Raw genomic sequence first — 24,020 nt, 5'->3', positions numbered from 1 at the left:
TCAGGAGTTGCACTGATGGAATTATCCTCTCTGACCGCCGTCTCACCTGTCGATGGCCGTTATGGCGATAAAGTCAGCCCGCTGCGCGCCATTTTCAGCGAATACGGTTTGCTGAAATTCCGCGTTGAGGTTGAAGTTCGCTGGTTACAGAAACTGGCTACGACCGCAGAGATCAAGGAAGTTCCTGCATTTGAGGCTGACGCAAACGCTTTCCTTGATGCCATTGTCGCCAATTTCAGCGAAGAAGACGCGGCGCGCATCAAAACCATCGAACGCATCACCAACCACGACGTCAAAGCGGTTGAGTACTTCCTGAAAGAAAAAGTGGCTGATGTCCCTGCGCTGCATGCGGTATCAGAGTTCATCCACTTCGCCTGTACTTCTGAAGATATCAACAACCTGTCGCACGCGCTGATGCTTGAAACCGCTCGCCGTGACGTCATCGTGCCTTTCTGGAACAAAATTATCGATGCGGTGAAAGGTCTGGCGCAGGAGTATCGCGATATCCCGCTGCTGTCGCGTACGCATGGCCAACCCGCTACGCCATCCACCATGGGTAAAGAGATGGCTAACGTCGCTTACCGTATGGAACGTCAGCTGCGTCAGTTGAGCAAAATCGAAGTGCTGGGCAAAATCAACGGCGCGGTCGGCAACTACAACGCCCACATCGCTGCGTATCCGGAAGTGGACTGGCATCAGCTGAGCGAGCAGTTTGTCACCTCACTGGGTGTTACCTGGAACCCGTACACCACTCAGATCGAACCGCATGATTACATTGCGGAACTGTTCGATTGCATCGCGCGTTTCAACACCATCCTGATCGACTTTGACCGTGATATCTGGGGTTACGTAGCTCTCAATCACTTCAAGCAGAAAACTATCGCGGGCGAAATTGGTTCTTCCACCATGCCGCATAAAGTGAACCCAATTGACTTCGAAAACTCAGAAGGCAACCTCGGTCTGGCGAATGCGGTGATGCAGCACCTGTCGAGCAAACTGCCGGTTTCCCGCTGGCAGCGCGATCTCACCGACTCTACCGTACTGCGTAACCTCGGCGTCGGCGTGGGCTATGCGCTGATCGCTTATCAGGCGACGTTGAAAGGTATCTCTAAACTGGAAGTGAACCGCGATCGTCTGCTGGACGAACTGGATCACAACTGGGAAGTGCTGGCCGAGCCGATCCAGACCGTGATGCGCCGCTACGGTATCGAGAAGCCATACGAAAAACTGAAAGAGCTGACGCGTGGCAAACGTGTAGATGCAGCCGGTATGCAGGCCTTCATCGACAGTCTCGAACTGCCGGAAGAAGAGAAAGTGCGTCTGAAGCAGATGACACCGGCCAACTATCTCGGCCGCGCCATTCAGATGGTTGATGATTTAAAATAATCATTAAGGGTGTGCCTGTGCGCACACCCTACCCTTTCCCTCAGGCAGTCGAGCACCAGCAAATCGGCAAGTACATCAATCCTTTGTTGCCTGCGTCCGGAATGAATGCTCGCCGCTTTTTGCTGCTGTCGTTCAAACGATGACAATCAAGTGTTGTTCTCTTGTTTAGCTCGCTTAACATATACTCTTGCCATCATCACTGAGTTTGAAGGTAAGGAAATTCTATGCGTGTTCTGGTTGTGGAAGATAATGCACTGCTGCGTCATCATCTCGCCGTGCAGTTACGTGAAATGGGTCATCAGGTGGATGCTGCCGAAGATGCCAAAGAAGCCGACTATTTCCTGCAGGAACACATTCCCGACATTGCGCTGGTCGATTTAGGCTTGCCTGATGAAGATGGCATGTCGTTGATTCGTCGCTGGCGCGGCGATGCTGTGCGTCAACCGATTCTGGTGTTGACGGCACGTGAAGGCTGGCAGGCTAAAGTGGAAGCACTCGAAGCCGGTGCCGATGACTACGTCACCAAACCTTTCCATATCGAAGAAGTCGCTGCACGTTTGCAGGCGCTGATGCGTCGCAATAGTGGACACGCTTCGCAGATCATTGCGATGCCGCCGTTCCAGGTTGATCTGTCACGTCGTGAAGTCACCGTCAATGATGCACCGGTCAAACTCACCGCCTTTGAGTACACCATTGTAGAAACCTTGATCCGCAACGCCGGAAAAGTGGTCAGCAAAGATTCGCTGATGCTGCAACTCTATCCCGATGCCGAACTGCGCGAGAGCCACACCATTGATGTTTTGATGGGGCGCCTGCGTAAAAAGATTCTTGCGCTCCATCCGACCGAAGTGATTAACACCGTGCGCGGCCAGGGCTATCGCTTTGATCTCTGATTTATGAATTGGCTGAATCGCTTACGTCCTTTCTCATTACGCGCCCGGTTTTTACTGGCGACTGCCGCTATTGTCCTGTTTCTGTCGCTCTCCTACGGCATGGTTGCCGTAGTGGGCTATGTGGTGAGTTTCGATAAAAACACCTATCGCGTGATGCGCGGCGAGAGCAACCTGTTCTTCACCCTGGCGCAATGGCAAAACAATAAGCTGACCATTGCCCAGCCAGAGCGGATGACGCTCAATTTCCCGACGCTGGTGTTCATCTACGATGAACACGGCAAGTTGCTGTGGCAGCAGCGTGATGTGCCTGACATCCGCAAAAACATTCGGCGTGAGTGGCTGCTCAAGCCCGATTTTTATGAAATCGACACCACAAATCGCACCAGTCTGGCCGCCATCGGCAACAACTCCGAGGTCAAAGAGCGGTTACATCAACTGGACAGCGACAACAACGACACCTTTACCCACTCGGTCGCCGTCAACCGTTACGATGCCACCACCAACTTACCGGCACTGACCATCGTCGTGGTGGATTCCATCCCTCAGGAACTGCAGCACTCGGATGTGGTGTGGTCATGGTTTAGCTATGTGCTGGCAGCAAACCTGCTATTAGTGATTCCGCTGCTGTGGCTGGCCGCGCACTGGAGCCTGCGCCCTATTGGTGATTTGACCGCGCAGGTGCGTGAACTGGAAACGGGTCATCGCGAGAATCTGGACGACAATCCACCGCAGGAGTTGCGCAGCCTGGTGCGAAATCTCAACCTGCTGCTGACCAATGAGCGCCAGCGCTACACGCGTTATCGCACCACCCTGTCTGATTTAACGCACAGCCTGAAAACCCCGCTGGCGGTGTTGCAGAGTACCTTGCGATCCCTGCGCAGCGGCAAGGAGCTCACCGTGGAGCAGGCCGAGCCGGTGATGCTGGAGCAGATTAGCCGTATTTCACAACAAATTGGCTACTACCTGCATCGAGCCAGTATGCAGGCCGATCATAATCCGCTGCAGCGCGATCTGCATTCGGTGTCGGCACTACTGGATAGCCTTTGCTCGGCGCTGAATAAGGTTTATCAGCGCAAAGGTGTCGAAATCACCCTGGATATCTCCCCCGAGTTGACCTTTATCGGCGACCAAAATGACTTTATGGAAGTGCTGGGCAATGTGCTGGATAACGCCTGCAAATACTGCCTGGAATTTATTGAGGTCAGCGCACGACAAACCGACAAGGCACTGCATCTGTTTATTGATGATGACGGCCCCGGCATTCCTGAAAGCAAACGCGATCTGATCTTCGTGCGCGGTCAGCGTGCCGATACGTTACGTCCCGGCCAGGGCCTTGGCTTAGCCGTGGTCCGCGACATCCTCGAACAATACGCCGGTAAGGTGATCGCCAGCACCAGCCCACTAGGCGGTGCCCGCATGGAAGTGATTTTCCAGCGTCAGGAAGTTGAACATCACCGCGAGTAGAAAGGCCTGCGGGCTGTTATACTTGCCTGCATTCATGGCCCTAACCGGAACACTCGTATGGACTATCAGCTCGAAATTAACTGGCCCGACTTTATTCAGCGCTACTGGCAAAAACGTCCGGTGGTGCTCAAGCGTGGTTTTAAAAACTTCATTGATCCCATTTCTCCTGATGAGCTGGCGGGTCTGGCGATGGAAAACGAGGTGGACAGCCGCCTGGTGAGCCATAATAACGGCAAATGGCAGGTTAGCCATGGTCCGTTTGAAAGCTATGATCATCTCGGCGAGAGCAACTGGTCGCTGCTGGTGCAGGCGGTAAATCACTGGCATGAACCTTCTGCTGCCCTGATGCGCCCGTTCCGCTTCCTGCCAGACTGGCGCATTGACGATCTGATGATCTCTTTTGCCGTTCCGGGCGGCGGCGTAGGCCCGCACTTCGACCAGTATGATGTGTTTATCATTCAGGGCACCGGCCGTCGTCGCTGGCGCGTAGGCGAAAAAGTGCCGATGAAACAGCACTGCCCGCATCCCGATCTGCTTCAGGTTGAGCCGTTTGATGCCATCATCGATGAAGAGATGGAGCCGGGCGACATTCTGTACATTCCACCAGGATTCCCGCATGAGGGCTATTCGCTGGAAAATGCCATCAATTATTCGGTCGGTTTCCGTGCACCTAACGGTCGTGAATTGATTAGCGGCTTCGCTGATTACATGCTGGCGCACGAATTAGGCAGCTATCGTTTCAGCGATCCGGATGTGCCGTCGCGTGATTGCCCGTCACAAATTTTGCCTTCTGAAGTGGAAGGGATTCGTCAGGTGATGCTGGATGTCATTAATCAGCCAGAACAGTTTAATCAGTGGTTTGGTGAGTTTATCTCACAGACACGTCACGAACTGGATATCGCACCTCCTGAGCCGCCGTATCAGCCTGATGAGATTTACGATGCGCTGCAGCAAGGCGATGCGCTGACACGTCTTGGTGGCCTGCGCGTGTTAACGCTGGGCGATGCGGTGTTTGTGAATGGCGAGCGCGTGGCGTGCAGCCACCCGGAAGTGCTGGCGGCACTGGCACACAATCAGGTGTTAACGCTGGAAGATTTCGGCGATGCGCTGGACGATCCGTCGCTGCTGGCACAGCTTGCAGCGCTGGTGAACAGCGGCTACTGGTTCTTTGGTGAGTAATCTGTTGCGCTAAAATCGCGCCTCTTTATCACGGCGCGATTTACCACAGATGTTTGCCGCGACAGAGACGCTGTTGACTGCGCCGCCACGTAAGATGTTGATAAAAGGCCTGCTTAGCAGTAATGCTTGTCAGTTAAGATCTTAATGGAGGCCGCAACGGATAACGTTGCGGCTTCTTTTTTACCGCCCTTGGGTAATGCCGCACTCTTCTTTCCGGCAACACCAGCCCTGGCGCCATCGCCATTATCTCTTCCATTATCCGCGGTATTTTTCCCGGTGAGATGCCCGGTAGCAGGCTCAGATGACTTCTCAGATACAGTGCGGACTGCTTAAAACTCATCTGATAAGGTTCCACGCCTTTCAGACTGTACGCCATTTGCGCCATCATGAACCTCAGAAGGTTATAGGCCAGGACCACGCCCCACAGCTCCTGACGCACAAGTTCTGGCTTTTTGCTTCTCAGCGTCAGCTCATTATTCAGCAGGTGTTGTTTCATCTCGCGGAACCCATGCTCTATTTCCCAGCGATGGCTGTACAAATCCACGACATCTGCTTTGGGATACCTCAGGGGGTCGCACATAGATGTCAGGATTTGAACCGTTTTTCCGTTGAGTTCTTTGCTGATAAGCCTTGCCGTCAGCGTGTCTCCAGCACCCTGCCATTTTTTCTTCGCCTGCGGCGACAGCTGTAATTCCACCAACTCCTGCCCGGCTCCTAAGCTACGGACTACACGGTACTGTGCTCCTTTGCGCAGCGGCAGCATCCAGTGTCTTTCCGTTCCCGCTGAGTGCCAGGCGTGCAGCAGACCCAGCGCATAAAAACCTTTATCAAAGAGAGTCAAAGAGTGGTCGGGGGTCTGTGGGATAAGCTGAGCGGCAAGATCGGCTTCGCCGACAGCTGAGACGCTGTCGAACGCTACTGCTGACAGCAGGTGACTGGTGACTTCCATCTGACAGACCATTCGCACCTGCGGCCACTCAGAGCACTTATTAATATTGGCCGTTCGCCCGAAGGCGGCATCATTCTCTGGTGTGTCAGGGATGCGCCATACGGTGCCATCCACCGCCATCAGAGTCAGTCCGTTCCAGTGCGACAGCGGTGTCTTTTCAAACCACAGGCGCTGCGTTTTCTCAAACATTAACCGGATAACATCTTCTCCAAATCGCTGTCGGGCCTGCACAACCGCGCTGGGCGCAACAAAGGGCCTTTTCCCCGGCAGAAGGATATCCAGGTGTGAGACGAGCTGGGTCATCGAATGGGAGCGAAAAAGTGCCATGCCGGTCACAGCCCAGACCATCATTTCCATCGATAACCGGCGCTTCCGTAACGTCACTGTGCCGGTATCAGCAAGACACTCATCAATGAGCTCAGGAGAAAGGAGATCAGAAAGCGCCGAGAATTCCTGAGGCGTAAAGTGATGAACGATATCGAGAGCCTGACTGAGAAGCATAAAAAAATCCGTAATCCCTGAGAGATTACGGATTCTTGCAGAACTGCCGGATCGTTCAACCGATCATTTTTGTCTTAACTGATCGGCATTACTGCTTAGCAGGCCTTTTTCATATTATTTCTTCTCTGCTGCCAGCGCAGACAAGCGCACAATCACATCCACCGCCTGCGACATCACATTTAATGACGCGAACTCGTGTTTACCGTGGTAGTTATAGCCGCCGGTGAACAGGTTCGGACACGGCAAACCTTTCCACGATAGCGCAGAACCGTCGGTGCCACCGCGAATCGGCTTCACCACTGGCTCGATACCGCAATCACGAATGGCCTGCAGCGCCAGCTCAATAATCTGCGGATGTGGCTCAACTTTCTCACGCATATTGCGGTAGCTGTCGCTAATCTCTACTTTCACTGAGCATTCAGCCTGCAGCCCCTTCCCAACGCGCGCAGCAATCTCTTCCAGCAGCTGTTTACGCTGTTCATAACTGTCGGCGTCGAAATCACGAATCAAATACATTAACTCGGCATGCTCAACCGTGCCTTTGATGGTATGCAGATGGAAAAAGCCTTCATAACCGTCGGTGAACTGAGGTTTTTCTTTGGCGGGTAGCTCCGCGTGGAAACGCATTGCCAGATCCAGTGCATTCACCATGACGTTTTTCGCACTGCCGGGGTGCACGTTATTGCCGGTGATTTTCACCATCGCGGTAGCCGCATTGAAGTTTTCAAATTCAAATTCGCCGAGGTCGCTGCCATCAATGGTATACGCCCAGTCCGCAGCAAAACCTTCAACGTCGAAATGAGAGGTGCCGCGACCAATCTCTTCATCAGGGGTAAACGCCACACGAATCGCGCCGTGCGGAATATTCTCTTTCACCAGGCGCGCCATCGCCGTCATGATTTCAGCGATACCCGCTTTATCATCTGCGCCCAGCAAGGTTTTGCCATCGGTGGTGATCAGCGTATGGCCAATCAGCTTGTGCAGGATCGGGAACATCACCGGCGAGAGGATTTCATCGCCATTGCCCAGCGCAATATCGCCGCCACGGTAGTTTTCGATAATCTGCGGATTGACGTTTTTAGCGGTGAAATCCGGTGACGTATCCATATGCGAGATAAAGCCGATCACCGGGGTCGGCCAGTCAACGTTGGCGGGCAAAGTGCCCATCACGCAGCAGTGATCGCTCAGGGACACATCAACAAATCCCAGTGCAATCAGCTCTTCCTGTAACTGACGCGCCAGCGTCCACTGCCCTTCACTGCTGGGCACCTGACGCGCCTGCGGTTTTGACTGAGTTTCTACGGCCACATAACTGAGAAAACGCTCAAGTAATTGATCCATTTGTCATCCCTCTAAAGAACCTGCGTTATTATCATGGCGCGTGAGGCGCGCCATGTTGCGTCAAATCATTATCCTTCAGGTTAGCGTTCTCAGCGCAAAGTGCTTAACCAGATATCGTCTTACTTATACAGCCCGCGTAGAAAGGTATGCACAAAATCCGGTACCACCTCACTGGCCAAGCCGTACTGGCTTTCCGCGAACTCATTGCCCACCTGACTCGGCTCCAGATTAAGCTCAACGGTATGCGCACCCTGCAGTTTTGCTTCATGCACAAAACCGGCGGCGGGATAGACATGCCCGGAGGTGCCAATGGCGATAAACAGATTGGCTTTCTCTATCGCCTGATAAATCTCTTCCATGCCGAGCGGCATTTCTCCAAACCACACCACATGCGGACGGAGTCGGGCCGGGAACTGGCAGCAGGTGCAACGATCGTCCGGCTTAACATCTTCCGTCCAATCCAGCACCTGGCCACTGCTTTCACAGCGCACTTTTAGCAATTCACCGTGCATATGCAACACGCGCTGACTGCCTGCCCGCTCATGGAGATTATCAATGTTCTGCGTCACCAACAGGAAGTTGTCGCCCAGCACCTGTTCCAGTTCGGCCAACGCTTTGTGCGCGGCATTTGGCTGAATCTCCGGCTGTTGCAACTGACGGCGGCGCGCATTATAGAAACCCTGCACCAGATCGGGATTACGATGAAAACCTTCTGGCGTGGCGACATCTTCAACCCGATGCTCTTCCCATAATCCGTCGGCAGCACGGAAGGTTTGAATGCCTGACTCGGCGGAGATGCCAGCGCCGGTCAGTACCACGACGCGCGGTTGCGGGTGCGCAGCCAGTTCAGCTTTGCGATCGCGTTCAAAGATGCGCTGGCGAAAGCGCTGATGCACTTTGCGGCGATTTTTCTTGTCGCGGGCGAGTCGTAGGCGGCGGCGCGGTATGCGCATAAAAGCTCCTTATGCTGCGGTGGTTGTCACCGCATGTCGGGTGTTTGGCTCGGGATAATGGTTCCCGATAATAGCGGCTGCGCATGACGGCTGCATGCCACAGACGCTGAAAATGTGCGCAGCCGCGAAGGCGGCTGCGTTTTTTATCATTACTGTCCGCTCAGTACGCGAGCCGGATCGATTCGACTGGCACGCCGCGCCGGATACCAGCTGGCAATCAGGCTGAGCAGGATGGCGGTCACCAGCACCGAAATCACATCAATCCAGTGCAACTCCGATGGCAGGAAATCAATAAAGTAGATATCCCCCGCCAGCAACTGATGACCGGTAAGGTGCTCCAGCCCACGCACGATCGGCGTCAGGTTGAGCGCCACCAGCACGCCCACCACCACGCCGCTGATGCTGCCGAGCAATCCGGCCAGCAAGCCATACCAGATAAAAATGGCGCGGATCAGTCCATCTTTAGCACCCAGCGTGCGCAGCACCGCAATATCACTGCTCTTGTCTTTCACCGCCATCACTAATGTGGAGACGATATTGAAACAGGCCACGCCAATCACCAGCACCATCGCCAGATACATAATCGCGCGTATCATCTGGATATCGCGGTACATGTAACCGTAAGTGCCAATCCAGCTTTTAATGTAGACATAAGAGTGCGTCACTTCACCGGCATCGCGAACCAGTTTTTGTGCCTGGAACGGATCGCTCATCTTCAGCGCAATGCCACTGACGCTGTCACCCATATCGAGATATTTCTGTGCATCCGCCAAGGGTACCAGCGCCAGACTGTGATCCAGCATCCCACTGAGTTGCAGAATGCCCGACACCTGCAGCCGAATACGCTTCGGCTGCAGCAGCTTATTTTCACCGTCGTTATTCGGGATCATGATGGTGATCCAATCGCCCTGCTTCACGTTAAGCGATTTCGCAATGCCGCCACCAAGGATGATCTGCTGTTTATTCGCGCCGAATTGCTGCCACGCATCGCCATCGACAAAGCTCGGTAAAGCGCTCAGGTGTGATTCCTGTTGTGGATCGACACCTTTTACTTGCAGCGCCTGCATCTTCGCGCCGCTCTCAATCAAGCCGGTGAAGTTAACGTAGGGCGCCGCTGCTGCAATGCCGGGCACCTTTTCAATCGGTGCGATCATCGGCTGCCAGTTGCGGAAAGGCTGATTCACCGGTTCGATTTCACCGTGCGGTACCACGGCCAGAATGCGTTTGTTCAGCTCGCGTTCAAAACCGTTCATCGCGCTCAGGCCAATAATCAACACGGCAACACCCAGGGCGATGCCGATGGTCGAGATGATGGAGATCAGTGAGACCATGCCACCACGCCGCCGACCGCGACTGAAGCGCAGGCCAAGCAGCAGGGATAATGACGAACCCATCAGATGGCTCCCAGCGTCAGATGCTCGCTCAGCTGACCGTCGCGCATCTCCATCTGGCGATTCAGACGTTTAGCCAGATTCAGATCGTGCGTCACCACCAGAAATGCGGTGCCCTGCTGCTGATTCAGCTCGCCCAGCAGTTTGAAAATCGCATCGGCATTACGCGCGTCCAGGTTACCGGTCGGTTCATCCGCCATCACCAGGCGCGGACGGTTCACCAGCGCACGCGCGATTGCGACACGCTGACGCTCACCGCCCGACAGCTCAGAAGGACGATGCGCAGCGCGTTTTTCCAGCCCGACCGCTGCCAGCATTTCCAGCGCGCGCGAGGCGGCCTCCGCTTTTGCGGTTTTGCCAATCAGCAATGGCATCGCCACGTTCTCCAGTGCCGTGAAGTCTGGCAATAGATGGTGAAACTGGTAGATAAAGCCCAGCTCGCGGTTACGCAGCTCGGCTTTGGCAGCAGAGGACATCGCATTCAGTGATTTGCCGTCGAACACCACGTCACCCGAAGTGGGCGCATCGAGGCCGCCGAGCAGATGCAGTAAGGTACTTTTACCCGAGCCGGAGCTACCAACGATGGCCGTCAGTTCGCCTGGCTGCAGGCTAAAAGCCACATTGCGCAGCACATCGGTCTGCACGCTGCCTTCCTGATAGCGTTTGCACAGGTCACGACACTGCAACAAAGGGGTATTACTCATAACGTAAAGCCTCAGCGGGTTGAACGGCGGCAGCGCGCCATGACGGATAAAGGGTTGAGAGCAGCGCAACGATCATCGAGACCAGCGCAATCGTGACCACCTGCCAGACGTTGATATCGACCGGCAATGCCGCGCCATCCAGGAACAGGCCAATCACTGGCATCAAATTATTCAGCTGGCTGGCGAGCAGCACGCCGAGCAGCGTACCGAGCAAGGTACCGATAATGCCAGCACTGGCGCCCTGCACCATAAACACCGCGACGATCTGTCGGCGGGTTAAGCCCTGTGTTTGCAGAATCGCCACTTCACCCTGCTTTTCCATGATCAGCAGGCCGAGTGAAGTAATGATGTTAAACGCCGCTACCGCGATGATCAGACTCAGCAGCAGCCCCATCATGTTTTTTTCCATGCGTACCGCCTGGAACAGATCGCCTTTGCGCTCGCGCCAGTCTTTCAGCGTCAGGCCATCCGGCAATTTCTGTTCGCTGAAAGCATCCACATTCAACGGTTTCTCCAGCCACAGACGCCAGCCGGTGATATTCCCCAGTGGATAGCGCATCACGCGGGAGGCATCCTGCTGATTCACCAGAATCTGATAGGCATCGACTTCGCTGTTGGCGGCATAAGTGCCTGCGACGGTGAAGATACGCTGGCTCGGCAAGCGGCCCACCGGCGTAAACTGGCTCACCGTCGGCACCATCAGACGCAGCTGGTCGCCACGTTTAACGCCCAACTGAGACGCCAACTGTTCGCCGAGAATCACATTGTATTGGCCCGGTTGCAGCACGTTCTGTTGCGTGTTCACAAGATAAGGGGTGAGCGGATCTTGTTCGTCCGGGTTGATGCCCAGCATCACGCCCACTGAGACATTGCGCGCGCTTTGCAGCACCACATCAGCGGTCGTCAGCGGGGCCACACGCGTGACGCCCTGCAGTTTGAGGCTCTCCGCCGTCACCTGTTGTGGATTGATGCTGCCTTTGTCGCTGGTGACCAACGCTTGCGGCATCAGGCCGAGGATATTGCCCTCCAGCTCACGCTCGAAGCCGTTCATCACCGACAGTACGGTGACCAGCGCCAGCACGCCCAGCGTGATACCGATGGTCGAAAGCCAGGAGACGAAGCGACCGAAGCGGTCTGAGGCACGTCCACGCATGTAGCGCAAACCGATGAATAACGCGACTGGTTGATACATGAGATCCGTCTTGGCAGTTGCCTGAAAATAAGTAGTGGGATGATAAAGGAGCAGCCCTGTTTATGAAACCTCTAACCCTCTGAGTCTGTGGCAAAGTTGCATCCAAATACGTCGCAATCTGCGTCAATGCATAAAATTGCGACAAAATAATGATACTTATTGTGCGTTTATTAGGCATACCCTACGGTAGACTTCTCCATGTAGCACAAATTTATGTCCAGCCGGCACCGCAGTATGCCCGTTTAATCAGCACCGCAGTCAGCCCAAAGATTTCGTGCTGTGGCAAGGCGGCAAGCCTGCTAATCCCCAGGAGCTTACATCAGTAAGTGACTGGGGTTAGTAGGCGCAGCCAACGCCGCTACGGTGCGAAAGATGCCGGGCGAAAAGGAGTATACCCATGTTCAGATTTCCGAAGGGCAGTATCGTGAAACACAAATCGGGAGAAATCAGAGGCGAGATCGTCAACGTCTTTGAACAGGGAGATGCGGCAACCGGCTATTACGTGAAGTGGGACGACGGCAATCACAGCTATCATCTGGAAAAAGAGCTGTCCTGGGCTAACGTCGATCGTCCGCGCATGCACTACACACAGCAATCAAGTAAGTGAACGGGGTTCGCAGACGCAGCTAACGCGGCCACAGCGCGAAGTACGAAGGGCGATGAGAAATAGCACCGCGACAGATGATCCTGGGGGCGGATTATGGAATGATGACGCCCTGGAATCCAAGGAGAGAATGTCGAGTCCTTATGTCGGAACAGAGTCGTTATACCCTGCCTGCGAAAGCGGGCGATCATCGTCAGCTCGGCGAACTGATTGGCGCCGCGCAGGCGGTTGAGTGCGCCAGTATCACCGAACGCCACCCGGGTCCGGTGCTGATGATTACGCCGGATATGCAATCTGCCCTGCGTCTGCAGGAGGAGATTCGCCAGTTCACCGATCTGCCGGTCACCAATCTCGCCGACTGGGAAACGCTGCCTTACGACAGCTTCTCGCCGCATCAGGACATTATCTCTGCCCGTCTTTCGACCCTTTATCAACTGCCCAATCTGACGCGCGGCATGCTGATTATGCCGGTCAACACGCTGATGCAGCGCGTCTGTCCGCACAGCTTCCTGCATGGCCATGCGCTGGTGATGAAGCAGGGGCAAAAACTCTCACGCGATGCGCTGCGTGATCAGCTGGAGCAGGCTGGCTATCGCCATGTCGATCAGGTGATGGAGCACGGCGAGTACGCCACGCGCGGCGCGCTACTGGATCTGTTCCCGATGGGCAGCGATCAGCCCTATCGTATCGACTTCTTTGATGACGAAATTGACAGCCTGCGCCTGTTCGATGTGGACAGCCAGCGCACGCTGGAAGCGGTTGAGGCTATCAATCTACTGCCTGCACATGAATTTCCGACGGATAAAGCGGCGATTGAGCTGTTCCGCAGCCGCTGGCGCGAGCTATTTGATGTGCGACGCGAGCCGGAGCATGTCTATCAGCAAGTGAGCAAAGGCACGCTGCCTGCCGGGATCGAATACTGGCAGCCGCTGTTCTTTGAGCAGGAGTTGCCCACCCTGTTCAGCTATCTGCCTGCTAACACGCTGGTACTCAACAGTGGCGATCTGCACGGCAGCGCCGATCGCTTCTGGCAGGATGCTAACGCGCGTTTCGACAATCGCCGCATCGATCCTATGCGCCCGCTGCTGGAGCCTGCAACGTTGTGGCTGCGCCCGGACGCGTTGCTCGGCGAACTGAAAGCCTGGCCACGCATGCAGCTCAGCAGCGAAACGCTGCCAGAAAAAGCCGCCAATACCAATCTCGGCTATCAACCGCTGCCGGAACTGACGGTGCAGGCCCAGGCGAAAGCGCCACTCGATCTGCTGCGTCAGTTCATGGAGCAGTTTGATGGGCAGATCATTTTCTCAGTAGAAAGTGAAGGCCGTCGTGAAAGCCTGCAGGAATTGCTGGCGCGCATCAAACTGCGCCCACAGCCGATTGAACGCTTTGAAGAAGCCGCCAAACAGCCGCACAGTTTAATGATTGGTGCCAGCGAACGCGGCTTTATTGATAGCACGGGCCATCGCGCGTTGATTTGTGAAAGCGACCTGCTGGGTGAGCGTGTCAGCCGTCGTCGCCAGGATAATCGCCGTACCATCAATCCCGATGTGTTGATCCGCAATCTCGCCGAGCTACATCCCGGCCAGCCGGTGGTGCATCTGGAACACGGTGTGGGCCGTTATATTGGCCTGACTACACTGGAAGCCGGCGGCATTGTCGCGGAATATCTGATGCTCTCCTATGCGGGCGACGCCAAGCTGTACGTGCCCGTTTCATCACTGCACCTGATCAGCCGTTATGCGGGTGGCGCGGATGAGAATGCCCCGCTGCACAAGCTGGGCAGCGATGCCTGGTCACGCGCACGCCAGAAAGCGGCGGAGAAAGTGCGTGATGTGGCGGCCGAACTGCTGGATATCTACGCCCAACGCGCGGCCAAAACCGGCTTCGCCTTTAAGCACGATCGCGATCAGTATCAACTGTTCTGCGAAGGCTTCCCGTTTGAGACTACGCCGGATCAGGGCCAGGCCATTAATGCGGTGCTGAGCGACATGTGCCAGCCGCTGGCAATGGATCGTCTGGTGTGCGGTGACGTAGGCTTTGGTAAAACTGAAGTGGCGATGCGCGCCGCCTTCCTCGCGGTGGAGAATGCCAAACAAATCGCCGTGCTGGTGCCCACCACCCTGCTGGCGCAGCAGCATTACGATAACTTCCGCGACCGTTTCGCCAACTGGCCAGTGCGCATTGAGATGCTGTCCCGCTTCCGTAGCGCCAAAGAGCAGAGCCAGGTGCTGGAACAGGCACGTGAAGGCAAAGTAGATATTCTGATCGGCACGCATAAGTTGCTGTCAAACGACCTGAAATGGCACGATCTCGGTCTGTTGATTGTCGATGAAGAGCACCGCTTTGGCGTGCGTCACAAAGAGCGTATTAAAGCGATGCGCGCGGACGTTGATATCCTGACGCTCACTGCTACCCCCATCCCACGTACGCTGAATATGGCGATGAGCGGCATGCGCGATCTGTCGATCATTGCAACACCGCCAGCCCGCCGTCTGGCAGTGAAAACCTTTGTGCGCGAGTACGACAGCCTGGTGGTGCGTGAAGCGCTGCTGCGTGAAATTTTACGCGGCGGTCAGGTTTACTATCTCTACAACGATGTTGAGAACATCGAAAAAGCCGCACAGCGTCTGGCGGAGCTGGTGCCGGAGGCCCGCATCGCCATCGGCCACGGCCAGATGCGCGAGCGCGAGCTGGAACGGGTGATGAATGATTTCCACCACCAGCGTTTTAACGTGCTGGTGTGTACCACCATCATCGAAACCGGTATTGATGTGCCGAGCGCCAACACCATCATCATTGAGCGTGCTGACCACTTTGGCCTGGCGCAGCTGCATCAGCTGCGTGGCCGCGTCGGGCGCTCACACCATCAGGCCTATGCCTGGCTGTTAACGCCGCATCCAAAAGCCATGACCACTGATGCGCAGAAGCGTCTGGAGGCGATTGCCTCGCTGGAAGACCTGGGCGCGGGCTTTGCGCTGGCGACGCACGATCTTGAGATTCGCGGTGCCGGCGAGCTACTGGGCGAAGATCAGAGCGGCCAGATGGAAACGATCGGTTTCACGCTGTATATGGAACTGCTGGAAAACGCCGTGGATGCCCTGAAGGCCGGGCGCGAGCCGTCGCTGGAAGATCTCACCAGCAACCAGACCGAAATCGAACTGCGCATGCCTGCGCTGCTGCCGGATGACTTTATCCCGGACGTGAACACGCGTTTGTCACTCTATAAACGCGTTGCCTCAGCCAGTGACGAGCAGGAACTGGCTGAGCTGAAGGTTGAGATGATCGATCGTTTTGGCAAGTTGCCGGATGCGGCGCGCAACCTTCTGGATGTGGCGGCTTTACGTCTGGTGGCGCGAGAACTTGGCGTGCGTAAAATTGAAGCCAGTGAAAAAGGCGGATTCTTCGAATTCGCGCCACAGAATCATGTCGATCCCGGTTGGTTGATTGGCCTGCTGCAAAAAGATCCTAAACAGTGGAAGTTGGATGGTCCAACCCGTCTGAGATTCACTCGTGATTTGGAAGAGCGCAAAGTGCGGATGGAGTGGATTCAGAGCTTCATTGCCGAACTGGCGAAGAATCGGATTTAGCGTCCTCAGCCGCATCTCGCCTGGCGAAGCGATACATTGCGCTTCTGCATGCAACATGGTGGCTATCGGGACGCGAGATGAATCTCGCCGCGCCGGTTTACACCATAAAAAAAGCGCCTTACGGCGTAATGCCGATCAGTTAAGGATCAGTTGAACGATCCAGTGGCTGTGTAAGAATCCGGAAACGCTTCGTTTCCGGATTTTTTTATGCAGCTCAGTCAGGCCCTTGATATCGTCTCTCGTTACGATTCTCTTCGTAATCCTCTGAATACGCTCGCGGATGTTCTTGACCCTGCGCTCATCAGCCGCTGCCTTGAGGAAGCTGGCACGGTCACGCTCCGTAAGCGCAGACTCACTACAGATATGATGGTCTGGTGTCTCATCGGCATGGCCCTTGAGCGCAAAGAACCCCTTCACGCCATCGTTAATCGCCTTGATATTCTTTTACCGGGAAACCGTCCTTTCGTTGCGCCCAGTGCCGTAGTGCAGGCAAGGCAGCGGCTGGGGGACGACGCTGTACGGCGGGTTTTCGAACAGAGCAGCGAGCTCTGGAATGCACAGACTTCCCACCCTGACTGGTGTGGTCTGACGCTGTACGCTGTTGACGGCGTTGTCTGGCGCACGCCAGAAACACCTGATAATGAGAAGGCTTTCGTCCGTTCAGGCACGGTGGCAGGCGCCTCTCCTTATCCGCAGGTTCGCATGGTCTGCCTGATGGAACTCACCAGCCATCTTATCAGCGGCGCCGCGATGGGCTGCCAGAACGAGAATGAGATGGTGCTGGCAGAAGGTCTCATTGAACGCGCGTGCGACAACAGCCTGACCCTCTTCGATAAGGGCTACACGTCATTCGGTCTGCTTAGCGCCTGGCATGAGGCCGGCGAAAATCGTCACTGGATGATAGCGGCACGTAAAGACCTGCAGTACGAAGAGGTACGTCGTCTGGGGAAGGGAGACATACTTATCCGGGTAAAAACCTCCGCTCATTCACGGAAGAAATGGCCACATCTGGCGGCGCACACAGAGATGAGGATGATAAGCCGGGAAATAAAAGGCCGGACGTGGCGGTTCCTGACGTCGATGACGGATGCGATGCGTTACCCGGGTAAAGAAATAGCGGATCTCTACAGTCATCGCTGGGAGATAGAGCTGGGATATCGTGAAATAAAGCAGGGTCTCCAGGACAGCAGGCTCACGCTTCGCAGCAGGAAGCCGGAGATGATAAGGCAGGAGCTGTGGGGCGTGCTGCTGGCCTACAATCTGGTGAGATATCAGATGATAAGAATGGCCTCAACGCTGAAGGGATACTGGCCTAACCAGCTCAGCTTCAGGGAATCGACAGCGTGGGTGATGAAACTGCTCTGGACACTTGAAGGCGCATCGCCTGGGCGTATCCCGGAACTGGTAAAGGACGTAAGTTCGATAGCAGAGATGGTCAGACTACCGGGACGACGGGAGCGCTCGTTCCCAAGGGTGGTGAAAGAGAGACCCTATAAATATCCGACAGCCAGAAGAAAAAATGCCAGTCAGGCTTAACTGACTGGCATTACGCCTTACGGCGCTTTTTTCGTTACTGCTGCTGTGACGTGTCTTTGCCCAATCAGGCCTGATTCGAATTCAGGATCAGCTGACCATTACGGTCAAGCGGAATGCGGGTGCCAGGGTCATTTTCCATGCGGATTTTGCCCTGCTGGTCGCCTATTTTATAGGTCACATCATAACCCAGCATTTTTTCCTGTTTGTCATAAACGGTTTTGCAACGCTGCTCGTTGGTGGTGTAGGTATCACGATCCTGCAGTGCCCCCTGCACCTGGTTACCACCGTAACCGCCCGCCAGCGCGCCCGCTACCGTTGCGACATCGCGCCCACGACCGCCACCAAACTGGTGACCGAGCACGCCGCCCGCCACTGCACCCAGTACCGAACCGGCGATGCGGTTCTCATCCTGTACCGGACGACGATGCGTTAACGTCACGTTGCGACACTCCTGTCGCGGTTGTTTAATGCTCTCTTTGATCGGCGTAGCCGAGAGAACTTGTGCATACTGCGGGCCGCGATCAAAGACATCCATGCTGGCGACTGCGGCAACCCCTAACGCTGCTGCCACGCCGATACCGATACCCGCTAACATTGATTTATTCACAGGAATGTCCTCCTGAATGTTGTTACCGCGCATTCCTGCCGCTACGAAATCCTGTGTAGCCGAGGCATAACCGGCGTGCGCGCCGCGCCGTGTTTGTGGATATAAGTTTTACAGATGGTCCGTAATTGCAACATCAGATTAATGGAGGAAACGCAGCGGAAAGCCGTCAGGGCCAGTTTTTCGGAGAGTTCTGAGAGAGGCTGAAATACCGCCGTAACCTTAAACTGAATTGTCGTTTTTCAGCGGGTTACGGCAGGCAGAGCGGCATCGGGCGGCAGAGGACCGCCCGAAAACATTAGTGCAACTTGAGGCGAGGACGCAGCACGCGGTTCAGGCTACCGACCAGCATCATCAGGCCGGTTTTGAAGTATCCATGGAGCGCAATCTGGTGCATGCGATATAGAGAAATGTAGACGAAACGCGCAATGCGCCCTTCTACCATCATCGAGCCGCGCATCAGGTTACCCATCAGACTACCCACGGTGGTGAAGCGCGACAGTGATACCAGGGAACCGTGGTCTTTATAGACGTAGGCTTTGAGCGGTTTGCCTTTGCGTTGCGCCAGAATATTTTCCAGCGCGCGTGACGCCATCTGGTGTGCAGACTGCGCGCGCGGTGGCACAAAACCGCCGCCCGGCAGTGCGCAGGAGGCGCAGTCACCAATCGCGTAGATGTCATCATCCAGCGTGGTTTGCAGCGTGTCTTTCACCACCAACTGATTGATGCGGTTGGTTTCCAGCCCGCCAATCTCTTTCATAAAGTCCGGCGCTTTAATACCGGCAGCCCACACCATCAAGTCAGCATTAATAAATTCGCCGCCTTTGGTATTGAGCCCCTCTTCTGTTGCGCTGGTCACCATGGTTTGCGTCAGGACGCGCACGCCGAGCTTGGTCAATTCCTGGTGTGCCGCAGCAGAAATGCGAGGTGGCAATGCTGGCAGAATACGCTCACCGGCTTCCACCAGCGTCACGTTCAGTGCAGAGCTATCAAGGCCTTTGTAGCCATAGCTGTGCAGCTGCTTCACGGCATTGTAGAGTTCTGCTGACAGCTCAACGCCGGTGGCACCGCCGCCGACAATCGCAATGTTCACTTTTTCCAGGCTACCTTCACTGGCGGAGAAGCGCAGGAACAGGTTAAGCATCTCGTTGTGGAAACGACGAGCCTGATGCGGGTTATCGAGGAAGATGCAGTGATCTTTCACACCCGGAGTGCCGAAGTCATTGGAAGTACTGCCCAGCGCCATCACCAGACGGTCATAAGCCATCTCGCGCTGCGGTACCAGTAATTCACCGTTAGCATCACGGATTTCCGCCAGCTCAATGGTTTTGTTTTCGCGGTTGATTTGCGTCAGCGAACCCAGCTGGAACTGAAAACCGTGATTACGCGCGTGCGCCAGATAGCTCAGGGCATCGATCCCTTCGTCCATCGAACCGGTTGCCACTTCATGCAACAATGGCTTCCACAGATGGCTGTGGTTGCGATCAACGAGAATAATCTCGGCTTTCTTGTTCCTGCCCAGCTTGTGACCGAGCTGCGTTGCCAGCTCTAAGCCGCCGGCACCACCGCCAATAATGACGATTTTTTCCATAGATGTAGTCAACAAAGACCCCCTCAAAGTTGTAAACCAATAGTTAATTAATGGTTACTAAAAACCTTAATAAACATAGGGTTGGCGACGTTAAATCGCGAGCTGAGGGCAGAATATCACGGCGCTAACGACATATCATAAGAAAATTGATGTACATCAATCTTTCAAGCGCATTATCAGAATGTTAAACGTTTTGTGCGCCGCATCACACGGCGCGCGGAGGCTCAGGCAAGGGATTTAAAGGCCTTAATGCGGTGTAAATGCAGCGAGATGTTCTTGAATTTATGGCTGGCCTGTTCGTCCCACACGATTTCATAGAAAGGATGCAGTTGTGCGGCCGTGCGCTGATTATCCAGCGCCTCGTCATGGCGGGACAAAATGGTCAGGCAGCGATCGCGATTCTTTTCACGAAAATCACTGACGCACTTGGTGGCGATATCCAGATACTCTTCCGGACGATCAATCTTGCCTTCCATGTTCTCATACGGGAATAGGTTGGGATTGAAAATCACCTGACGCATACCGCAGAGAAAACCGATACGTTCGGCCCAGTAACCACCCAGCCCCACCCCGCAAATCAAGGGATACGCATCACCGCCCTGCTGCTGCAATTTATCGCACTCTTTCAGCAGAAACTGCATGTCATGTTTGGGGTGCTGCGTGCTGTAACTGATGAGTCTGACGTCCGGGTCAATAAACTGCAGTTGCAGCACTTTTTCGTGGTTGCCCGGACTGTTGGAATCAAAACCGTGCAGATAGATGATCATGATTATCCTCAGCGTGGAATGAAATCCGGGCAGCGACGCTTATCTGCCCGACGCTTTATGCTCCAGCCAGCGCTCCTGTAATGCGCTCAGCTGATGATGATTCTGCTTCCAGCGTTCACTGGATTGCAGCGCTTCTCGGGTATAACGCCCCTGATGGTATAACTGCGTCACACGTTCCGCCTGGATCGGCGTCAAGTTATCCAGCACACTCACCGCTCCGGCGCGCTGATTGCACACCAGGATCATGTCGCAGCCCGCATTGAGCGACTGCTGCGCGCGCTCAGCATAACTGCCCATTACCGCAGCACCTTCCATCGACAGATCGTCGGAGAAAATCACCCCGTTAAAACCGAGTTCTTTACGCAACACGGTTTGCAGCCAGTAAGGTGAGCCGCTGGCAGGTAATGGATCGATCTCAGTATAGATAACGTGCGCCGGCATCACGGCATCCAGCAGTTGCTCATCAATCAACTGCTTAAAGATCGCCATATCATGCTGGCGCAGCGTGGCGGCATCGCGCGGATCGCGCGGGGTCTCTTTGTGGGAATCAGCACTCACCGCACCGTGACCGGGGAAATGCTTGCCAGTGGTTTTCATGCCGGCTTCGTGCATGCCGTTGATAAAACGGCGAGCAATTTGCAATGCAATCGCGGGATCTTCATGGAAGGAACGGTCGCCAATCGCCGCGCTGATGTGGCCAATATCCAGCACTGGCGCAAAGCTGATGTCGATATCCATCGCGATCATTTCCGCTGCCATCTGCCAGCCCGCCTGCTGGGCGACTTCACCCGCCGTGGCGATATCATGCAGGGCGGCAAAAGATTGCATCGCGGGGAGTTTGGTAAAGCCTTCACGGAAGCGCTGCACCCGTCCGCCTTCCTGATCCACCGCGACCACTAAGCGATTGCGCGAAGCAGCGCGAATCTGTCGTACCAGTTCCGCCAGCTGATCCACATCGTGGAAGTTGCGGGCAAACAGAATCAGTCCGCCCACCAGCGGATGCTTCAGAATCTCGCGCTCTTCGGCGTCGAGTTCGTAGCTTTCAACATCCAGCATCAGCGGGCCGGGAGTATGCATGGTCATGGTTACAATCCTGAGTTAAAGATCCTGCCAGCTGGCCTGCGCCAGCTGTTGTAAATGAGGGTCACCGCTCTGCTCAGCACGCAGCTGATACCAGCTCGCCATCAGCAGATGCAGCCACGGCTGCCAGCGCCGCATATGTCGCTTAAGTCGCGCTTCGTTAAGCTGGCTGCGTTGCGCGTAACCCGCAATCCAGTCGATTGGGTGTTCACCATCGACCGCGCAGAGCGCCGCGAGTTCCAATGCCACATCGCCATCGGCAGCATATTCCCAATCGATGAGACGTAAGCCGTCTGACGTGGCTATCACATTGCCCGCGTGAACATCCATATGAATCGGCACGAGGCGTAACGGCCGGGGTTCACCCTGCCTGATCAGGCGCTGCAGTTGATGTTGCCAGCGCCAGTGGCGTTGCTGGCACAGCTGCCAGTAGTGTTGCAACAGCGGTGTCAGTCGCAAGCGATAGCCTGTCAGCGGCTGCTGATGCAGGCGATGCAGCAAGGTGAGCACCGCGTCGCGCTGTTGATTGAACTGCGCGGGCGTCAACACATCACCAGGCAGCCAGCTCTGTAAAAGCCAGGGATGGTACCAATCCAGCGGTGTCGGCCCGAGTTGCGCAGCACGCATTCGACGCAAGATGCGATATTCGCGTTGGCGATCAACAAACGGGAGCGGTTGCTGCGGCGCACGACGCGCCAGCAGCTCACCCTGCTCGGTTTTCACCCGCACACTGTTGCCACTCAATCCCGGCAGCGCGAAAAAATGACCGGCAGCTTGCGCCGTCGGCCATTGTTGCTGAATCCGTTGTTGCAGTATGGGATCAGGGTTGAGCAATACCATTGCCTGACCAGATAATTTCACCGGTCTGCACCAGCATCAGCTGCATCTGCAGCGTTGGCGCTTTCACATCGCCCTGAGCACTGCTGTAAAGCACATACTGCGCGTTGACATTACGTGCCAGGCCAATGGCTTTGCTGCGCGAATTGAGGCTGTCATCGGCGGATAAGCCCAGCGTCTGTTTTGCCTGTGCCAGCTGTTCTGGCGTTACCAAAGTGAATTTGCCGTTGTTCGCCAGCGCATTCTGAATCGCATCGGTGGCTTTATCACTCTGCAACGAACCGTTGGTGCTGTTCTTGATGCGATCCACCAGCAGCACGCTGCCTGGATTCACACCGGCAGACTGCACCATGTTCCCCACTAACGGCTGCACGCTGGCATTCCAGTTAATGGTTTTGAGTTTTGGCGGCTGCGGCACCGTTTCCGGCGGCGGTACCGGCTGCACAGGAGGCTGCTCCGGTTGAGTTGGCGTCGTCGGCTGGGTCGGTTCAACCGGCGCTGGGGTTTGCTGTTTCACCACACAACCGGTGAGCATCAACGCAAATAACAGCGCGCTGGAACGTTTTACACTGCGAATCACAGGTTACTCCTCAGAGATAAAGATAGAGACGCACCTTACTGGCGGTCAGGTTACCGATTTGCGAGACAACTTCTGTGCTGCCATGCGCCGGGACGATTTGAGTTTGAGCCGGCTCTTCCGGTGTTATCTCCAGCCCCTTCTCGTCGTACCAATAAAAACGATAGTGAACGGTCACCGGCGTTTCCCGCTGATTATAGAGCACACTTGAGGCACGCATCTGCCCATCACGGCTGGCCAGCGTGGGTTCGTCGGTAATGATGCCCGCAGAAAGCACGGAAGATTCCATTACCAGCGATTGCGAGGTGTTGATCATCGGTTTGTCACTGCTGCACCCGACAAGGGTCAGCAACAGCAGGCCACTCAGCCATTGACGCATCACAAGGTCCGCCTGAGGTTAGATAGACAGCATCGGACCCAGCGGCTGACCGCCGACCAGGTGCATATGAATATGATAAACCTCCTGACCACCATGCTGATTACAGTTCATGATCAGACGATAGCCATCCTCGGCAATCCCTTCCTGTTTCGCGATTTTCGCCGCCACGGTAATCATACGGCCCAACGCATGCTCGTGTGCTTCCTGCACGTCATTGGCGGTGGGAATCAATACATTAGGGATAATCAGAATGTGCGTTGGCGCTTTAGGCGCGATGTCGCGGAAGGCGGTGACCAGTTCGTCCTGATAAACCACGTCGGCGGGGATTTCGCGACGAATGATCTTACTGAAAATGGTTTCTTCAGCCATGGTGCATTTCCTTAAGCCTGAGTTCAGTCAGGCAGTATGCGCGAGGAATTCGTTTGCTTTCAACCTCAGTACCACTTTTCTTCTGTTAAATGGCTGCCTTTACGCCATTTCATCTCCCAGACAGCATTGCTGTGCT

At 55.2% G+C, this 24,020-nt stretch carries 21 protein-coding genes; 7 read left to right on the top strand and 14 right to left on the bottom strand.

The features are described from left to right. Positions 1-15 precede the first annotated feature (15 nt). The 4 genes from purB to AC6I8L_RS07735 all read left to right on the top strand — a co-directional run bounded on the left by purB (position 16) and on the right by AC6I8L_RS07735 (position 4,922). Positions 16-1,386: an adenylosuccinate lyase gene (gene purB / locus AC6I8L_RS07750; protein WP_058962307.1), complete on the top strand. Its 1,371-nt coding sequence runs from the start codon at positions 16-18 to the stop codon at positions 1,384-1,386. Positions 1,387-1,610: 224 nt separating this feature from the next. Next, entirely contained in the window at positions 1,611-2,279 is a 669-nt protein-coding gene (gene phoP, locus AC6I8L_RS07745) for a two-component system response regulator PhoP (protein WP_034822036.1), read from the top strand. Between the two features lie 3 nt (positions 2,280-2,282). Next, complete coding sequence (phoQ, locus tag AC6I8L_RS07740; RefSeq protein WP_058962308.1) at positions 2,283-3,743, top strand: two-component system sensor histidine kinase PhoQ; 1,461 nt, start codon at positions 2,283-2,285, stop codon at positions 3,741-3,743. Positions 3,744-3,800: 57 nt separating this feature from the next. Further along, a complete protein-coding gene (locus tag AC6I8L_RS07735) occupies positions 3,801-4,922 on the top strand; it encodes a ribosomal protein uL16 3-hydroxylase (RefSeq protein WP_058962309.1) in 1,122 nt (373 codons plus the stop codon). Positions 4,923-5,055: 133 nt separating this feature from the next. On the opposite strand, the gene AC6I8L_RS07730 is transcribed toward AC6I8L_RS07735, so the two are convergent. The 6 genes from AC6I8L_RS07730 to lolC all read right to left on the bottom strand — a co-directional run bounded on the left by AC6I8L_RS07730 (position 5,056) and on the right by lolC (position 11,953). Next, positions 5,056-6,372, bottom strand: a complete 1,317-nt coding sequence (locus AC6I8L_RS07730; protein ID WP_058962543.1) for an IS4 family transposase — start codon at positions 6,370-6,372, stop codon at positions 5,056-5,058. Positions 6,373-6,486: 114 nt separating this feature from the next. Continuing rightward, the gene (gene pepT, locus AC6I8L_RS07725; RefSeq protein ID WP_038647552.1) at positions 6,487-7,713 is read right to left on the bottom strand and encodes a peptidase T; all 1,227 of its coding nucleotides are present in this window, start codon (positions 7,711-7,713) and stop codon (positions 6,487-6,489) included. Between the two features lie 119 nt (positions 7,714-7,832). Beyond that, a complete protein-coding gene (gene cobB, locus AC6I8L_RS07720) occupies positions 7,833-8,666 on the bottom strand; it encodes a Sir2 family NAD+-dependent deacetylase (protein ID WP_034822045.1) in 834 nt (277 codons plus the stop codon). 149 nt (positions 8,667-8,815) lie between these two features. Further along, positions 8,816-10,060: a lipoprotein-releasing ABC transporter permease subunit LolE gene (lolE, locus tag AC6I8L_RS07715; protein ID WP_058962429.1), complete on the bottom strand. Its 1,245-nt coding sequence runs from the start codon at positions 10,058-10,060 to the stop codon at positions 8,816-8,818. Further along, positions 10,060-10,761 (bottom strand): lipoprotein-releasing ABC transporter ATP-binding protein LolD, encoded by a 702-nt coding sequence (gene lolD / locus AC6I8L_RS07710; protein WP_034822051.1) that lies wholly within the window; start codon positions 10,759-10,761, stop codon positions 10,060-10,062. The genes lolE and lolD overlap by 1 nt, the downstream gene beginning before the upstream one ends. Continuing rightward, positions 10,754-11,953, bottom strand: coding sequence for a lipoprotein-releasing ABC transporter permease subunit LolC (gene lolC / locus AC6I8L_RS07705; protein ID WP_479398300.1), 1,200 nt, complete (start codon positions 11,951-11,953; stop codon positions 10,754-10,756). Before lolC ends, lolD begins: the two co-directional genes overlap by 8 nt. 397 nt (positions 11,954-12,350) lie before the next feature. Between lolC and AC6I8L_RS07700 the strand changes: the two genes are divergently transcribed. The 3 genes from AC6I8L_RS07700 (at position 12,351) to AC6I8L_RS07690 (ending at position 17,680) form a co-directional block, all read left to right on the top strand. Beyond that, positions 12,351-12,560 carry a hypothetical protein gene (locus tag AC6I8L_RS07700; protein ID WP_034822057.1) on the top strand — a complete coding sequence of 70 codons (210 nt, stop codon included), beginning with the start codon at positions 12,351-12,353 and terminating at the stop codon, positions 12,558-12,560. A 140-nt stretch (positions 12,561-12,700) separates the two neighbouring features. After that, positions 12,701-16,144 (top strand): transcription-repair coupling factor, encoded by a 3,444-nt coding sequence (mfd, locus tag AC6I8L_RS07695; protein ID WP_058962428.1) that lies wholly within the window; start codon positions 12,701-12,703, stop codon positions 16,142-16,144. A 207-nt stretch (positions 16,145-16,351) separates the two neighbouring features. Next, complete coding sequence (locus tag AC6I8L_RS07690) at positions 16,352-17,680, top strand: IS4 family transposase (RefSeq protein WP_058962542.1); 1,329 nt, start codon at positions 16,352-16,354, stop codon at positions 17,678-17,680. 64 nt (positions 17,681-17,744) lie between these two features. On the opposite strand, the gene AC6I8L_RS07685 is transcribed toward AC6I8L_RS07690, so the two are convergent. The 8 genes from AC6I8L_RS07685 to hinT all read right to left on the bottom strand — a co-directional run bounded on the left by AC6I8L_RS07685 (position 17,745) and on the right by hinT (position 23,884). Then, on the bottom strand, positions 17,745-18,287 hold the full coding sequence (locus tag AC6I8L_RS07685; RefSeq protein WP_034822117.1) for a glycine zipper 2TM domain-containing protein: 543 nt from the start codon (positions 18,285-18,287) through the stop codon (positions 17,745-17,747). 295 nt (positions 18,288-18,582) lie between these two features. After that, positions 18,583-19,887: an NAD(P)/FAD-dependent oxidoreductase gene (locus AC6I8L_RS07680; protein WP_034822063.1), complete on the bottom strand. Its 1,305-nt coding sequence runs from the start codon at positions 19,885-19,887 to the stop codon at positions 18,583-18,585. A 212-nt stretch (positions 19,888-20,099) separates the two neighbouring features. After that, on the bottom strand, positions 20,100-20,642 hold the full coding sequence (gene ycfP, locus AC6I8L_RS07675) for an alpha/beta hydrolase YcfP (RefSeq protein ID WP_479398295.1): 543 nt from the start codon (positions 20,640-20,642) through the stop codon (positions 20,100-20,102). Positions 20,643-20,681: 39 nt separating this feature from the next. Beyond that, the gene (nagZ, locus tag AC6I8L_RS07670) at positions 20,682-21,725 is read right to left on the bottom strand and encodes a beta-N-acetylhexosaminidase (protein WP_058959572.1); all 1,044 of its coding nucleotides are present in this window, start codon (positions 21,723-21,725) and stop codon (positions 20,682-20,684) included. A 15-nt stretch (positions 21,726-21,740) separates the two neighbouring features. Then, entirely contained in the window at positions 21,741-22,583 is an 843-nt protein-coding gene (thiK, locus tag AC6I8L_RS07665) for a thiamine kinase (RefSeq protein WP_374754035.1), read from the bottom strand. Then, positions 22,543-23,139 carry a penicillin-binding protein activator LpoB gene (lpoB, locus tag AC6I8L_RS07660; RefSeq protein WP_034822075.1) on the bottom strand — a complete coding sequence of 199 codons (597 nt, stop codon included), beginning with the start codon at positions 23,137-23,139 and terminating at the stop codon, positions 22,543-22,545. Before lpoB ends, thiK begins: the two co-directional genes overlap by 41 nt. A 10-nt stretch (positions 23,140-23,149) precedes the next feature. Further along, positions 23,150-23,515 (bottom strand): YcfL family putative periplasmic lipoprotein, encoded by a 366-nt coding sequence (locus AC6I8L_RS07655; RefSeq protein WP_058959574.1) that lies wholly within the window; start codon positions 23,513-23,515, stop codon positions 23,150-23,152. Between the two features lie 18 nt (positions 23,516-23,533). Beyond that, positions 23,534-23,884, bottom strand: coding sequence for a purine nucleoside phosphoramidase (hinT, locus tag AC6I8L_RS07650; protein ID WP_058959575.1), 351 nt, complete (start codon positions 23,882-23,884; stop codon positions 23,534-23,536). Positions 23,885-24,020: the final 136 nt, after the last annotated feature.

This window comes from Type-E symbiont of Plautia stali, assembly GCF_059731115.1.
The sequence above is the reverse complement of the archived record's forward strand: the minus strand, read 5'-3'. Positions and strand labels throughout refer to the sequence as shown.

What these genes read in the sequence shown, in the direction of transcription:
- AC6I8L_RS07730 (WP_058962543.1), bottom strand. Translation starts at nt 6,372, where the DNA reads ATGCTTCTCAGTCAGGCTCTCGATATCGTTCATCACTTTACGCCTCAG.
- phoQ (WP_058962308.1), top strand. Translation starts at nt 2,283, where the DNA reads ATGAATTGGCTGAATCGCTTACGTCCTTTCTCATTACGCGCCCGGTTT.
- nagZ (WP_058959572.1), bottom strand. Translation starts at nt 21,725, where the DNA reads ATGACCATGCATACTCCCGGCCCGCTGATGCTGGATGTTGAAAGCTAC.
- AC6I8L_RS07655 (WP_058959574.1), bottom strand. Translation starts at nt 23,515, where the DNA reads ATGCGTCAATGGCTGAGTGGCCTGCTGTTGCTGACCCTTGTCGGGTGC.
- cobB (WP_034822045.1), bottom strand. Translation starts at nt 8,666, where the DNA reads ATGCGCATACCGCGCCGCCGCCTACGACTCGCCCGCGACAAGAAAAAT.
- pepT (WP_038647552.1), bottom strand. Translation starts at nt 7,713, where the DNA reads ATGGATCAATTACTTGAGCGTTTTCTCAGTTATGTGGCCGTAGAAACT.
- lolD (WP_034822051.1), bottom strand. Translation starts at nt 10,761, where the DNA reads ATGAGTAATACCCCTTTGTTGCAGTGTCGTGACCTGTGCAAACGCTAT.
- AC6I8L_RS07690 (WP_058962542.1), top strand. Translation starts at nt 16,352, where the DNA reads ATGCAGCTCAGTCAGGCCCTTGATATCGTCTCTCGTTACGATTCTCTT.
- lolC (WP_479398300.1), bottom strand. Translation starts at nt 11,953, where the DNA reads ATGTATCAACCAGTCGCGTTATTCATCGGTTTGCGCTACATGCGTGGA.
- phoP (WP_034822036.1), top strand. Translation starts at nt 1,611, where the DNA reads ATGCGTGTTCTGGTTGTGGAAGATAATGCACTGCTGCGTCATCATCTC.
- ycfP (WP_479398295.1), bottom strand. Translation starts at nt 20,642, where the DNA reads ATGATCATCTATCTGCACGGTTTTGATTCCAACAGTCCGGGCAACCAC.
- mfd (WP_058962428.1), top strand. Translation starts at nt 12,701, where the DNA reads ATGTCGGAACAGAGTCGTTATACCCTGCCTGCGAAAGCGGGCGATCAT.
- hinT (WP_058959575.1), bottom strand. Translation starts at nt 23,884, where the DNA reads ATGGCTGAAGAAACCATTTTCAGTAAGATCATTCGTCGCGAAATCCCC.
- AC6I8L_RS07700 (WP_034822057.1), top strand. Translation starts at nt 12,351, where the DNA reads ATGTTCAGATTTCCGAAGGGCAGTATCGTGAAACACAAATCGGGAGAA.
- AC6I8L_RS07735 (WP_058962309.1), top strand. Translation starts at nt 3,801, where the DNA reads ATGGACTATCAGCTCGAAATTAACTGGCCCGACTTTATTCAGCGCTAC.
- lolE (WP_058962429.1), bottom strand. Translation starts at nt 10,060, where the DNA reads ATGGGTTCGTCATTATCCCTGCTGCTTGGCCTGCGCTTCAGTCGCGGT.
- purB (WP_058962307.1), top strand. Translation starts at nt 16, where the DNA reads ATGGAATTATCCTCTCTGACCGCCGTCTCACCTGTCGATGGCCGTTAT.